Raw genomic sequence first — 13,961 nt, forward strand, 5'->3', positions numbered from 1 at the left:
CTAATAGGCGAGGCGGGTGGTGGAGCCGAGCACGCTGTACGTGGGGTCGTCGAGGACCCACACGGTGTCGGTCTGCGCGCGGGAGGTGTGCAGATCCAGCAGGTGCCGGAGGCGGGTGATGGTCTCGGTGTAGCCCTCGACGGTGACCGTCGCGGCCGGGGCGGGTGCCTGGTCGGGCAGGCCGGTGAGATCGAGGACGGTGGACACGTCGGCGGCCAGCAGCGCCCGGTAGGTCACGGTGGGCAGCGTGTAGGCGTCGACGGGTACCTGCCGGATCTCGGTCGGCGGATCCGCGTACCGGGACACCAGCCAGTTCATGGCGTCCAGCACCTTGAGGTCGCTGGACTTGAGCAGGTCGAGGCTCTTCTCGTAGGGGCCGTAGGTGTCGCGTGCGGTCTGGTCGACGACGCGCTGCGTCGCCCCGCCCGGCCGGGACCCGGTCACGGTGTTGACCATCTTCTGGTCGTCGTCGGCGAGCTCCAGGTCCGTGGTCTCCAGATCCGCGAACGTCAGGCTCACGCTGGAGACCTGGTTGTACCGGACGTCGCGCGCCTGGTAGATCAGCCCGGCCGAGCCCCGGTCCGCCAAGAGCTTGCCGCTCTCGGTGGCTTCGATCTCCTTGAGGTGCGCCAGCGGCGAGCTGCCGAGTGCGGACTGCGCGGCCATCCCATCGAAGATCGTCCCTTGGGTGGTGACGGTGACGGGCGCGTAGGAGGCGATGCGGGCCAGCCGCACGGCCGCGCTCTCGCCGACGTGCTCGGTGGCGCCGGTGGTGTAGTGCGGGGTGATCTCCGCCGACGTGATCGAGCGCAGGTACACCGCGACGTGCGAGATCGTCCCAGACCACAGGCGCCCGGAGTAGCCGCCCACGTAGAGGATGCGCAGGTCCGCCGAGCTGGTGGTGATCGCGTTGTAGAGGACCCCGTCCACATAGAGCTCGTCGTTGAGCTCGTGGAAGTGCAGATGGTGCAGCTGGCCGTCGGCGAGGTTCGGGGTGGCGGCGACGACGGACTGGATCGGCAGGGCGTCTTGCGTGTACTCGATCTTGACTTTGCCGGTGCCGGACTCCAGGGAGATGATCAGCCGGTTCGCCGCGTCCACCGAGGTGAGCGCCATCAGGACCCGGCCGTCCTGGCTGGTCGAGAACCACGCCTCCGACCGCACACGGAAGGAGTCGTTGCGGTCCTGGAAAGTCTGGCCGAGGTTGGTCGTCAGGTACTTGCCGGCCGAGGCGGACGCGGGCGTGAACGTCGGCGCGGGCATGTCGCCGGCGCCCGCCGGACCCTGCCCGTCGCCGAACACGAGCGTGCCGCCCGAGCCCGCCTGCACGACGGACAGGGTGCCGGTGTCGCTGGTGGCCGACAGGTCCCCGGCGGTCGCCGACTCGGCGGGCTCGCCCAGCGGGTAGTAGAACGTCGGCCGGTCGAGGAGCACCTCCTCGACGAGCATCGGGTGCAGGGACTCCTGCCGCGCCAGCGTCTTGAAGATGTCCGAGCACACGATCGGCGCGCTGGCGTACAGGCCCTTCCACTTGGTCGGCCAGTCGTTGACCATCCCGAAGAACCGGGCGTGCAGCTGCGCGCCGTCCAGGGGGCTGTACGCGCTCGGCGTGGATCCCTCCTCGACCTGCGCCGCGTCCATCCACACCTGGTGCCCGTTGCTGGGGATCGTGTTGTGGCGGATGCGGATCTGGTGGCTGGTCGCTGAGGCGGTCCAGGTGACGGTGAGCCGCTCCCACGCGCCGGTCACCGTGGACGGGTTGCCGAGGTTGCCGTTGGCCACGGTCAGCCGGACCGCGGTGTTCCCGGGCGGCACCCACACGTAGGCCGAGAACACGTAGGCCTGCCCGACGATCAGCCCGGTCATGGCGTCGCCGGTGATCGACTGGTTGTCGACACCGCCCCACGTGATGAGCATCGCGCCGACGCCGCGCTGCGCGCGCGTGGTGGAGCGGGCCATCGCCGGGGTGCCCGACGACGACCAGCCGGTCACGCCCTGCTCGAAGTCCCCGTTGAGCAGGTGGTTGAGGGGCTGCGCGGTCGCGCCCTCCCACACCTGCACCGCATCCACCCAGCACTGCGTGCCGCCGGTCGCGGTGCCGATCTGCGCGATCCGCAGCCGGTGCTGCGTCGCGGTCGCCGTGAACGTGTAGGTGATGCGCTGCCAGGTGTCGGTGAGCGTGGACGCGGCCCCGGCCGACAGCCCGTCCACGCGGCACTCCATCGTCGGCGCCCCGGACGCGACCCACACGTAGGCGCTCGCGGTGTACACGGTGCCGATGTCCAGGCCGTAGAGCTGCGTGTACATGTACTGCGCCGAGGCGGCACCCCACGTCAGGCGGGCGGCCTTGGTGCCGACCTTGGCGCGGGTCCCATCCTGGATCAGCGTGGGGGACGCACTCGTCGTCCAGTCCGCGGTGCCCTGCTCGAAGTCGGGGTTGGTGACGAGGTTCCTGTCCGCGCTGATGGTGCGCACGCGGATCGGGGTGTTCTTCCGGATGTTGGGGTAGTAGGCGCCGGTCGACAGCCCGGACGTGAAACGCCCGTCGGAGTTGTCGAGGAGCATCGTGCACGTGCCGGTCTGGATGTCCTGCTGCTCGTCCGACGCCCCGCGGTCGATGACGATCCCGGACCCGGCCACGTCGACGCGCTCGGTGATGTCCGTCCACGCCGGGGAGGCCGTGCTCATCGTCGAGCCGAACGCGGCCTCCACCACCACCCGTCCCACTACCCCACCCCCATCCTGATGTTCAGCCCGTGGGCACGGTCCAGCTGCAGCAGCAGGCGGCGCACTTCCTTGGCCACCGACAGCGGATCGTGGACGCCCTTGACCTCGACGGACAGGTTGATGATCTGCGCGCCCCCGCCGGCGGCGACGGCCGGGCGGCCGACGACGGGCCGGGTCGCGGCGACGCGCCCGGACACCGCGGCTAGCGCCTGGTCCAGGACGGGCATGCGGTCGGTGAGCCCGGCCGCCAGGCCCTCGGTGGAGTGGCGGCCGACCTGCGCCATCACGGTGGACGGGCTCTTGATGCCGAGCGCGCGGCGGATGGCCTTGTCCATGCCGCGCGCGATCTTCAGCATCTGCTTCTCGATCGCCGACTGCTGCGAGGCCAGGCCCTTCAAGAAGCCCTTGCCCGCGTTCTTCCCCGAGTCGTACAGGGCGTCAGCCCCGGACCGGCCGAGGCTCAACGCCTGGTCATTGATCTTGTACTGGGTGGAGTTGATCTCCTTCAAGAGCTTCGACGAGGACCCCGCCAGCGCGGACGCGTAGGCGTAGCCCTCCTCCGGACCCATCTCCAGGATCTCCCTCAACATCGTTTTGTTGAGGCCCCTCTTTGCGAGGGTCTTGATGTACGAGGAGAACGTCCGCATGCGGGCTAGGCGCTGCTGCAGCTTGGAGTTGATACCCGACGCGGTGACCGGCTCGTCGCTGTCGAACATCCCGCCCAGCGCGGCAGCCTTCTTCGCCCCCACACGGGTGGACTCCGCGAAGTCCTTCGCGCGCTTCATCGCGGCGATGATCGAATCCCGCTTGCCCGCCAGCGTCAGCAGCGTCTTCGTGTGCCGGTTGACGTAGGCCACCAGCCGGTTGTCCTTGGTCCCGCTGAAGGCCGACCAGATGTCCTTGGCCAAGTCCTTGGACGTCGCCTTGATCTTGTCCTTGGATCCGGTCAGCCCAGAGATCAACCCCTTGCCGACGTCCTTCGCCAGCGCCTTCGTCCGCTTCGACGGCGACGCGATCTGCAACTCGTCCTTCATCCCGGTGATGACCGCAGCCGCCATCGCGCGGGCAGCCTTCTCGACCAGCCCATGCGAGGCACCGATCCCGCCGGCCAGACCCTGCCCCACGGCCGCGCCGATCCCGCTCGTCGCGCCGCCGCCCGCAGTGAGCGACCCCATGCCGATCCGGCCATCGTTGATCGCCCGCAGCAGCGGCAAATTCCGCGCCGTCTGCTTGGCGTTGACCACGAACTCCCGCGCGGACAGCCACGGCGCGAACACCGAGTCGGACGTGCCCGTGCCGGGCCCCTCGACCAAGCCGCCGCCCGCGTAGCCCCGGCCCCGGTGCGCGAACCCGCGCCCCGTGTACAGGCCGCCGGTCGCGCCGACGATGTCGTGCTGACTGCGGCCGCTCAGATATCTCGTCTGGTATTCGTGGATCGTGCGGATCGTGGTCTTGCGGAACACGCTGATCGTGACCGTGCGGTTCTGCAGGGAGGAGATCGCCCGCCGCACCGCGCCGATCGCGCCCAGGCTCTGCCCGTTGCGGGTGTAGACCTCGGTACGCCCGTCTTTCAGCGTGCGGGTCTTCAGCCCCACCTGCTCCAGCGCGCGGATCGCGGCGCCGTTCAAGGTGCTGACCTTGACGCTCTTGGCGCCCGGCGTCTTCTTGATCGCGGCCTCAACGGACTGCAATCCCTTGATCGCCTGCTGGCGTTCCAGCTTCACCAGCGTCTTGATTGACCCCGGTGTGCCGAGCAGCGTGGTGACGTACTCGCGGGCCTTGCGCTTGTTCCCGTCGAACGCGTCCGTGGCCAGCCGCATCATGGTGCCGCGCAGCTTGTCGGACTTGCCCGTCATCGACGCCAGGGACTCGCCCGCCGCCAGCCCGGCGGTGACCATCTCGTCGTGGGCCTTGGCCACCTGCGACATCGCCGCGCCGTTCTTCTGGCCGGCGGCGGTGTTCAGGTCGAGGTTGGCGCCGTTCTCCTTGAACGACTTGGTCAGGTTGTCCAGGGCGCTCTCGAAGCCGATCTGCGCGTCATAGGCAGACCGGTTGGTGTCGTTCAACGCGATGATCGACTGTCGCAGCCCGTCAGCGGCCATCTTCTGCCCGTCGAGCTTGGCCTGCACCTCGGCGGCCTTGGCCCCGAAGATGCCCATGCTGTCGGCCGCGATCTGCTGCTCCAGCTTGAGGTTCGCCAGCCCCTTGTCGTAGCCGTCCAGCGAGTCCCGGAACTTGGCCGCGTTCTCCGGGGACATGCTCTTCATCATGTGGGCGAGGGCGGCCGCGGCCAGCTTCGCGTTGCCGTTCTGCACCATGCTGGCCAGTGCCTTGTCGGCGGCCTCGGCCTTGTCGGCGAACTCCTCGCTCGCGTCGCCGCCATCGAGTAGCCCGCCGCTGATCTTGGCGCCCCAGTTGTTGATCGACTCGACCGTGCTGGGGTTGACGACTTTGCCGATCAAGTCGTTGAGCTTGCCGAAGTCCTCACCGAACTCCTGCGCCACATAGCCGGTCGACTTCCCGGTACGACCGAGATTGCCGAGCGACGTGGTCAGCCGGTCCACATCGGTGGGTGCGTCCTTGCCGATGTTGCGCAGCTTGCTCACGGCCAGCACCAGCAGACCGATCCCGAGCCCGGCCACGCTCAGCTTTGCCGAGCGGGACAGGGTGGCGAACGCGCCCGACAAACGGGCCACCACGCCGGTTGTCCCGGCCGCCCCGGCCCGCATCCCGACGAGCGCCGTGCCCAGCCCGGCCACCGCCGTGCGCGCCACCGCCCACCCCGCAGCAGCCAACTTCACCGCGCGCATGGCCACGACCAGCTGCAGCAGGACAGCGAGAGCGCCGGGCGGCACCGCGGCCACGATCCCGGCCAGGGCGTTGATGGCCTGCAGCATGCCCACGCCGACCTCGGAGCCCGCGCGCACCACGTTGACCAGGGCCTGGCCGACGTTCTGCAGGACACTGCTCACGGTCGGGCCCTGCGCGCGGCACCAGTCCATGAACTCCCGCATGTCGCCGCCGACCTGCCCGCCGCCTCCCTGCAGGCGGGCGAGGACCGACAGCACCTTGTCGTTCATGCGGGACAGGGTGTTGGTGGTGAAGTCGGTGAACTTGCCGTTCAGCCGGTCGAAGCCCGGCGAGGCCATCGCCCCGCCGATGATGGTGAGGAACCGGTCGACCTGCCCGGACGCGCCGCGCACCAGCCCGCTGGTCTTGGGCAGCAAGGCGTTGGTGATCGAGACGCCTTTGATCAGCGGCGCCATCGTGTCCCCGGCGAGGCTGTCCGACCACGAGTCGAAGTCGTCCTTGAGGACGCCGACGGCCGCGGCGGCCTTGCGGGTCTCCGGGGGCAGCGCGGCCATCGCCAGCGCGTACTCGCGCTGCGCGGTCACCGCCGCCTCCGAGCGGGCGCCCGACTTGGCGACCGCGTCCTCGTACCGCTTCTGCGCCTCCGACGCCTCGGACAGCTTGGCGATCTGCGGCACCATGGCCGCGGTCATTGCCATCGTGGCGACCGCCACCGCGCCCGCGCCTGCGGCGATCGGCACCAGCGAGGCCGCAGCAGGGATCGCCGCCGGCGCCAGGCTGAGCGTCGTCTTCTTCAGCTCGCCGAGGGCTCTGCTGCCCGCGTCCGAGTCCCGCTGCAGCGCGGCCATGCGGGACGTCGTCGTGTTCGTGAACCGGTTGAGCGACGCGGTGCTCTGGTTGGCGGCAGAGTTGAGGCGGCGGTGCATCCGCTCGGCCGAGTCGCCCGCCCGGTCCAGGATCCGCGACAGCTGGTCGCGGCCGGTGAGGACGAAGTTCATGACCTGCGACACCGGTCACTCACCGCCTTCCTGCTGCTGCGCCCGCTGGTGGGCATCGATCCAGGCGATGAGGTTGTAGAAGTCGGCGACGATCAGGTCATCGACATCGCGGGGGGTGATGTGGAGGAGGTGGGCGAGGAGTCCGAGGTAGACATCTCGGGCGTACTCGACGTCGGGCTCGGGCTCGGCGACGGGGCCGGGATCCCCTCGTCCGGCGTCGGCGGCTCGGGCTCCTCTTTTGGGGCCTCGGCCACCGCGGCGGCGATCTGCGCCTCTGCCCACTCCGGGTCGACACACGCGGCCGGCAGGTCGGCCATTGCGGCCATGACCGCCTCGCGGGTCAGCTCCGGGTCCTCAGCCATGATGCGCAGCGCGTCATCGATATAGGAGCGCGTCTCCTGCTTGTCCATGCGGGTGACCATCTCCGTGACCCCGGGGTCGAAGTCGCCCCACCGCAGACTGGGCTCGGACCGCTTCTTGATCACCCAGACGATGCCGCGCATGGCGTCGAGATCCTCGACGGCCAAGCCTTTCTGGATCTCGCCCCACTTCTGGTCGATGGTGCGTTGCACGATGCTGACCTCGGACACGCGCAGCGTCGTGGCGTCGTAGTGCTCGGGCTCGGCGCCCGCAGGCGTGAAGACGATGATCAACGGTGGCTCCTATTCGAGTTGGCGGCGCACGTCGTCCAGGACGCGGGCGACCTCGCGCTCCATGCGCGGCATGTGCTTGCGGACGGTGGAGTCCCACCAGGGAGGCGACGCCGTCTGCGTGGCCCAGCGTCGGCGGTTACCGAACACCGGGTGCCGGATCCGGCCGGTGTTGATCGTGGACGCCATGTTCTTCAGGTCCGGCGGCAGGCGGCCCTTGTCGACCCACACCCGTGCGCCCGCCGCGCCGGAGGTGTTGCGGACGCTGATCCGGATGGCCGCGGCGATCGTCGCCCGCAGCGGCCGCGTAGTCGGCGACGGCCCGCCCCGGCCGCCCGCCTTGCGGCCCTCGGAGCGGATGGGCAGCGCGCCCAGCGTCTGCTGCAGGTCATCGCGCAGCGGCTCGGCCGCGCGCCGCACACGGCGCTGCATGGACGCGCGGAGGTTCTCGTGCCCGGCCGAGCGCAGGCGCCGCTGCAGTTCGAGGAGCTGGCCAGTGCCGAGGATGCGGACCTGGCCAGCCATCACAGCGCCGTATCGGTGCTCATGTATTCGATCTTCACGGGGTTCGTTCCGTCGTACAGGCCGACGAAATTGAACGTCGGCTTCACGACGCCGAACCCGTCGACCACCGGGGGCCCCTCGTCGAGGCGGATCGCGGGCAGCACGATCCGGAACGTCTCGTAGTACGTCGAGGCGATCAGCGGGCCGACGAACTCCCAGACCAGGGACGTCGCGGCATCCGAGGTGTGCAGGTCGTCGAGGGTGGTGGCGACGTAGTCCGACTCCAGGTTCCCGGTGATCTTCACCTGGTCGTTGGAGATCGGCTCCTTCTTCAGGCCCGACTGCCCGGCGTAGAAGCGTTCGACCTCCTGCGGCCTCTCGATCTTGCAGGACACCTTGCGGATCCCGTCGAGCGCAGTCTCGGACGCGTAGGTACCGGCCTTCACCGCCATCTGCCCGAAGTGGAACGGCGACATGTTCGCGTACGACGCGGCCGCGAGCGTCTGGCCCTCGTCGCAGTCCTTGCCGTCGAACTCGAACGACCCGGTGAGCATGCCGCCCACCTCACACGAGAACTCGCCGGACGTGACCTTGCAGCCCAGAAAGGACTTGTCCGTGACGGTGCCGGTGGTGAGCGGCACCCCCTTCTGGATCGTCAGACTCTTGCCCGCGGTGTCGGCGAGGATGTGGGTCTGCAGGTAGGCGGCCGTCGCCACCTGCTGCACCGGCGTCACGCTGGTCCCCATCAGCGCCTGGAGCAAGAGCCCCATGCTCTTGTTGGTGACCTCCAGGTCGATGCTGCCCGACACCTCCCTGCGGGTCAGCACGCGCCGCGAGGACAGCGGCAGCAGCCGCCCCGCCGCGATGCCCGCAGACTGCGCCGTCGTCTTCTTCAAGACGAGGCTTTCCTTCGTGAACTCGATGAACTTCGTCGGGGCGACGAACGTGCCGTACGTCGACTCGGCGCTGATACCCATCTGCGCGCCGAGCCCGGATCCGATCGCCATGGATCAGCCCTCCTTCTGCGGCTTGGCCGCGCTCTTCCGAAGCGGCGAGATCTCCCGCGCCGGTGCCGCCCCGTCCGGCGCCGGCATCGGCTCGTCCGGGCCCGGCTCGTCGCGCGGTTCTTCCACTGCCTCCCACGTCTGCGGCTGGCAGACGTAGCCCTCGTACCGGTCGTCCGGCACCTCGACGACCTGGTCCGGCTCGACGGCGCGGCCGCCGAGCTCGGGCACGGTCACCGGGTCCGGACCGATGAAGCGCACACGCGCCATGGCTCGTTCCTCCTCTGGGGGTTGATCAGATCCGGGCGTGGCAGGACACGGTGAACTGCAGACCTGCAAGGGACCCGTCCTGGTTCTGCTCCTGCACGAGGTTGCCGGTGGCGACCTCGCACCACAGCACCGTCCCGTTCAGCGTCGGCGCCTCCGGGGCCGCGTCGCTGCCGCGCAGGCACTCCTCGACCACGGCGACGATGTCGAACACCGCCGCCCGGCGCATCGCCATGTCCTTGTCGCCCGCCCGCGCCTCCGCGTAGCAGGCGACGCTGAACATCTCGTCGCGGCGGCGAGCGCCCGCCGAAGCGAACTGCTGCTGCAACTCGACGGCCTGATCGGCGCCCGGCGACCAGCCGACGTACAGGCGCCGGCGGTTGGTGTAGTTCGTCGCGGCCGGGCCATCGATCACCGCCACGCCCTCCAACTTGGGGGCGGCCGCCAGGATCGCGAGCAGCGCGTCGATTGCAGCCGGAGCACGCGAAGTGGTCACGCGATCCCCCCGGTCACCTTGTACGGCTCCAGCAGTTGCAGCACCCGGTTCGGCACCGCGTACCCGTAGCCGGGCACCGGCTCCGTCACCGCGTAGTCGTCCGCGCCGCCCACCCCGCGCGCGTTGCCGTACCGGGTGCGCCACAGGTGCTGCAGCAGCATCCGCGCGGCGAGGCTGATCGTGGGCGGGATGTCGCCGCCCTCGGCGACCCGGCCCGCGGTGTAGACCACGGTCCACGGCCCGCCGTAGAACGGCGCCCCGTCCCTGCGGCGCAGCACGCCGCTGTCCGCGTTCACGAACACCTCGCCCGCGGTGATGGCCAGACCGCTGTCGAGCGCCGGCGTCAGCGAGGTGACCGCCACCACCGGCGCCTGAGAGAGCGCGAGCAGGCCCCGGCCGTCGACCTGCTCGGTCACCGTCCGGATCTCCACCGGCCCCACATACCGCTCGATGACCGGGGTGAGGCCGTCGATGTACGCCTGCAGCTCCGCGTCATCCGCGCTGGTCTCGATGTCCAGATGCGTCTTGGCCTCGGGCAGGCTGAGCAGTGCCACGACGTCGCCCTCCCTGTCCGGTCAGTTCTTGCCGCGGCCGCGGCCGGCCGTACTGCGCGGCCGCGAGTCCATGGCCGTCTCCAGCGGCACCGTGGGCGCGCGCTCCTCGCCGACCTCCTCCGAGCCGGGGTCCGGCCCGCGCTGCGGCTCCTCGTCGCCGAGGTCGCGCAGCTGCGCGGCGACCTGCTCGGCCCGGTCGTCCAGGCCGCGGGTCTTGTAGCCGTCGCGCTCGCGCTCCAGGGACGCGCGCAGATCCCGCCTGCGCTGCGCCTCCACGGCTGCCTCGGTGCGCTCGTCTTCTGTCTGCATGGGGGCACTCCTTCCGGGAGACAGCCCCCGGCGCCCGACGGCGCCGGGGACCAGGGGCTAGAAGACGGGCGCGATGAGACCGGTGCCGGAGACGACGGAGATCGCCTTCGGGTACCGCTCGGAGTGCAGGGCCGCGTAGTTGTAGAAGCGCAGCAGCACGGACAGCTGGTCCGCCTTGGTCTCGCGGAACGACTCGGCCTTCGGGGTCCCCTCGAACAGGATGATGTCCTGCGAGCGCACCTCCAGGATGCGGTCCTCGTTGGTGCCCGCGCCCAGCCCGGTGGGGATGTTCGGGTCGACGTACACCGGCAGACCCTGCATGGTGCCGACGAACCCCTCGCTCACCACCTCGTCCAGCGCCGCCAGCGCGTTGGACGGCATCTGCGCCACCGGCACCACCAGCGGCCGGCCCTGCGTGTCCAGCGCCACCGACATCCACGCCCACCGCCGCGGGTGCATGAAGATCTTGTCAGGCGGCAGGAGACGCCCGGTGTGGATCTGCTGGATGCCGTCGCCGACCTTGGAGTACAGCTCACCCACCGTCGGCGACGCGTCGGTGTAGGTGATCGCGTTGAGGCCGGACACGTTCAGCAGACCCCGCTTGCCCGCGGCGTTGTTGCTGATGACGAACGTGTCGAGCTTGACCGCGTAGTCCGCGGCCAGGTCGGCGAGGAGGATCTCGTCCATGTTGATCGGGGACTGGTCGATCAGCTGCTGCGGCACGACCTGCATACCGGCGATCGTCGCGACGTTCGCGGTGACGCTGCCCGCCGTGGCGTCGGTGTTCTGCAGCGTCGAGTTCTGCGTGGCCTGCTCCGCGGTGGCGGTACCCGAGGCCAGACGCGGCAGGCTGATCGAGTCCGTGCCCGGGGGCAGGGGCTGGTGCTGCACCTGGTCGGCCACCACGCGGCCGGCGCGGGCGAGCGCCACGTAGTCCTGGACCATCCACAGCGGCGGCACGAACTCGCCCGCGCTGCCGTCGGTGGTGGTCAGGGCGCGCTTCTCCAGGCCCGCGGCGACCTCGGCGTCGTTGCGCTGCAGACGGTCCATGGCCGCCCGGTCGCCGACCTGCTGCGCCCGGTACAGGTCCCGGAAGTAGGACTGCTTGCCGCCCTTGCGGTAGGTCTCCGGCTCGGACGTCACGGTCACGGCCGGCTTCGCGCTGTCCGGCTGGTACTTGGAGCGGATCTCGTCGGCCTTCGCCGACCGCTGCTCCTCGTCCACCAGCTCGTCGATGCGGGCCTGGATCGTGTCCATGTCCGTGTCGGTCTTCTTGATGGCGTCGCGCTTCTCCGCGAACGCCGTCTGCTCCTGGTCGCTCAGGTCGCGCTTCTCCGCGGTCGGCTCCTTGAGGATGCCGTCCAGCTCGGTCTTCAGCGCGGCCCGCTGCTCCAGCAGCTCCTGCATCTGCTTGCGCAGGAATGCGAGCATGGTCACTCCTTGATCTTGATGGTGGTGATGGGGGTCGCGCCTGCGGACCGTCCGGGTGGTGGTCCAGGTGGTGGCGCCGCGCGGGCATGCCGCAGGGCGCTCCGGCGTGGACTCCGGCGCGTCAGGGTGCAGGCGGGGTGCGGCTACAGGGCGAGGGCCTCGGCCTGAGCCAGGTACAGCGAGAGGGGATGGCCGGCCGGGACCGGCTCGGGCTCCACGGCCGGCGGGGCGAAGCGGCGCTGCAGGCGCTCCATGAGCGCGCGGGCGTCGTCCTCGCCGAGCAGGTCGAAGTCTGCGGCCCGCATGGCGGGCTGCACGGAGGTGGCGGGGTTCGCGCCGAAGTTGACGACGCTGACATCGCCGCGGTGGAGATCGACTTCGAGGATGTCGCGCTGGTCGAAGTCGGGGGACCACACCTGCCGGGTCACCCGGAACGCGAACGACATCTCGTCGACGGAGCCCTCCTCCAGGGCGGCGAGCATGTCCCCGACGTCGCTCCGCTTCGTCGACACGTCGGCCTCCATGAACAGGCCCTGCGTGTCCTCGGACAGGCGCAGACTGCCCGCCTTCGTGTAGGCCATCGCGAGCCCGCCATGGTTCAGCAGCAGCTGCACCTGCGGGTTCTCGCCGAGGGTCTTGGCGAACGCGCCGGTCCGCACGACCTCGTTGTACGGGCCGAGCCAGTCCCACATCTCGAACGGCGCCTCGGTCACCGAGGCGTACCCCTCGATCGTCGAGACGGACGAGACGCCCTTCTTGGCGCGCACCTCCAGCTCCACGGGGAACGCACGCTGCACGACGCCCGTGACAGAGGCGCGCGCGGACTTGTCCTTGTCGCTCATGGCTAACTACTTCCTGCCGGGTCGTGGTTGGCGGGCGCGTCCGTGGACGGCGTCGCACCCCAGGGCACCGGGCCCATGTCCTCCAGGTCACGAACCTCGTCGATGACCTTGAACTGGTTGCGCAGCGCGATCGCGTGCGCCTTGTACCGGGTGAGCAGGTCCGTGCGGACCAGCGCCCCACGGTTGAACCGCACCTGCTCGCCGGGCGGCAGGAGCCCCGTCAACGCCCGCTCGACGCGCACCAGCCACGGATCGACCGCGTACGTCAGCAGGTCCAGGGAGCGTTGCTCGATGTTCGAGTACGTCAGGCTGCCGCCCGTCTCGTACCCGAAGATCTCCGCGAAGCCGGGCCCGAAGATCCGGCAGCACTCGGCCGACGTGTAGCCGTTGGTCTCCAGGAACTGCGACTCGTTCGGCGCGATCTGGATCGCCTGGTACTTCCAGCCGTTGCCCAGCACCACCGGCTCCCGGCGACCGAACACCGCCGCCATGAACCGGTTCTTCGCGGTGGCGGCCTGCTTGGGATCCAGGCTCTGCTCCGAGGACAGGATCGCCGAGGGGTGCCCGCCGTCCTGGAACCACGAGGCACCGAACCGCAGCGAGCTGATCCCCGTCCCGATCGTCAGCGCCTGCAGCTCGATCGGCGACAGCCCCAGCACCCGCCCCGGCACCGGGTGGTACCGGCGGTGCCACATGTCCCCCTCGGGGACCTCGGTGCCGTTCGCCCGCCACTGCACCACCCCACCCTCCAGGTAGGGCTGCACCAGGTCCGGGTGCTGCAGAGCGATCTGCGTCGGCGTCCCCCGCAGCCGGTCCCGCTCGGCGGCGATCCCGTACACGTTGCCGCGCAGCATCGACGAGTACACGTACTGCGACGTCCAGTCCGGCAGCCCGTGCCCATCCCCGCCCGGGTCCGCCAGCCACGACGGCAGCGGCGCCGACTCACGAGGCCGCGGGAAGTACTGCAGCGGCATCGTCTCCGCGATCGTCGCCACCAGATTCACGCACGCCCACACCGACAGCTTCTGCAGCGACGCCTCGGTGCGGGAAAGATCCACGCGCGCGAAGCCGCCGCCCTGCATCGAGTTCGGCGGGATCGGCTGCTCGACGAACGGTGTCGGCCGGCCCCGCTGCTCGCGGCGCCCCAGCAGAAAACTCACGTGCGCCTCCCCACGATGCGGTCGGCGACCTGGTCGGCCAGGATCAGCAGCCCCGCCGCCACGAACCCCGCGGGCGGCCACGCCAGCCACGCCCCGTACGCCACCAGCCCGAGGCCGGCCAGGCCGGGGAGCGCCCGCCCGAGCGCTCCCACGGCCAGCCCCACCGCACCCGCCACACCGGCCCACCGGGCCTGCCAGCGGTCCATGT

General features: G+C 70.2%; 13 protein-coding genes. All 13 read right to left on the minus strand.

Translation table 11 applies throughout. The features are described 5' to 3' along the window. The 13 genes from ACFYXE_RS19890 to ACFYXE_RS19950 all read right to left on the minus strand — a co-directional run bounded on the left by ACFYXE_RS19890 (position 1) and on the right by ACFYXE_RS19950 (position 13,959). Positions 1-2,727: a carbohydrate binding domain-containing protein gene (locus ACFYXE_RS19890; RefSeq protein ID WP_389314042.1), complete on the minus strand. Its 2,727-nt coding sequence runs from the start codon at positions 2,725-2,727 to the stop codon at positions 1-3. After that, positions 2,727-6,548 carry a hypothetical protein gene (locus ACFYXE_RS19895; protein ID WP_389314044.1) on the minus strand — a complete coding sequence of 1,274 codons (3,822 nt, stop codon included), beginning with the start codon at positions 6,546-6,548 and terminating at the stop codon, positions 2,727-2,729. The genes ACFYXE_RS19890 and ACFYXE_RS19895 overlap by 1 nt, the downstream gene beginning before the upstream one ends. 80 nt (positions 6,549-6,628) lie before the next feature. Then, positions 6,629-7,189 (minus strand): hypothetical protein, encoded by a 561-nt coding sequence (locus ACFYXE_RS19900; protein ID WP_389314046.1) that lies wholly within the window; start codon positions 7,187-7,189, stop codon positions 6,629-6,631. A 9-nt stretch (positions 7,190-7,198) separates the two neighbouring features. Continuing rightward, positions 7,199-7,711, minus strand: coding sequence for a hypothetical protein (locus ACFYXE_RS19905; protein WP_389314048.1), 513 nt, complete (start codon positions 7,709-7,711; stop codon positions 7,199-7,201). Beyond that, the gene (locus tag ACFYXE_RS19910) at positions 7,711-8,697 is read right to left on the minus strand and encodes a phage tail tube protein (protein WP_389314050.1); all 987 of its coding nucleotides are present in this window, start codon (positions 8,695-8,697) and stop codon (positions 7,711-7,713) included. The genes ACFYXE_RS19905 and ACFYXE_RS19910 overlap by 1 nt, the downstream gene beginning before the upstream one ends. Before the next feature lie 3 nt (positions 8,698-8,700). Then, entirely contained in the window at positions 8,701-8,964 is a 264-nt protein-coding gene (locus tag ACFYXE_RS19915; protein ID WP_389314052.1) for a hypothetical protein, read from the minus strand. 25 nt (positions 8,965-8,989) lie between these two features. Next, complete coding sequence (locus tag ACFYXE_RS19920) at positions 8,990-9,457, minus strand: hypothetical protein (RefSeq protein WP_389314054.1); 468 nt, start codon at positions 9,455-9,457, stop codon at positions 8,990-8,992. Then, positions 9,454-10,011: a hypothetical protein gene (locus ACFYXE_RS19925; protein WP_389314056.1), complete on the minus strand. Its 558-nt coding sequence runs from the start codon at positions 10,009-10,011 to the stop codon at positions 9,454-9,456. Before ACFYXE_RS19925 ends, ACFYXE_RS19920 begins: the two co-directional genes overlap by 4 nt. 21 nt (positions 10,012-10,032) lie before the next feature. Next, positions 10,033-10,320 (minus strand): hypothetical protein, encoded by a 288-nt coding sequence (locus ACFYXE_RS19930; protein ID WP_389314058.1) that lies wholly within the window; start codon positions 10,318-10,320, stop codon positions 10,033-10,035. 57 nt (positions 10,321-10,377) lie between these two features. Beyond that, the gene (locus ACFYXE_RS19935) at positions 10,378-11,751 is read right to left on the minus strand and encodes a phage major capsid protein (RefSeq protein WP_389314060.1); all 1,374 of its coding nucleotides are present in this window, start codon (positions 11,749-11,751) and stop codon (positions 10,378-10,380) included. Between the two features lie 143 nt (positions 11,752-11,894). Beyond that, entirely contained in the window at positions 11,895-12,593 is a 699-nt protein-coding gene (locus ACFYXE_RS19940; protein ID WP_389314062.1) for an HK97 family phage prohead protease, read from the minus strand. A gap of 2 nt (positions 12,594-12,595) precedes the next feature. Beyond that, complete coding sequence (locus ACFYXE_RS19945; RefSeq protein WP_389314064.1) at positions 12,596-13,753, minus strand: phage portal protein; 1,158 nt, start codon at positions 13,751-13,753, stop codon at positions 12,596-12,598. Then, positions 13,750-13,959 (minus strand): hypothetical protein, encoded by a 210-nt coding sequence (locus ACFYXE_RS19950; protein WP_389314066.1) that lies wholly within the window; start codon positions 13,957-13,959, stop codon positions 13,750-13,752. The genes ACFYXE_RS19945 and ACFYXE_RS19950 overlap by 4 nt, the downstream gene beginning before the upstream one ends. Positions 13,960-13,961: the final 2 nt, after the last annotated feature.

This window comes from Streptomyces sp. NPDC002564 (genome assembly GCF_042889645.1).
Lineage (GTDB): Bacteria > Actinomycetota > Actinomycetes > Streptomycetales > Streptomycetaceae > Streptomyces.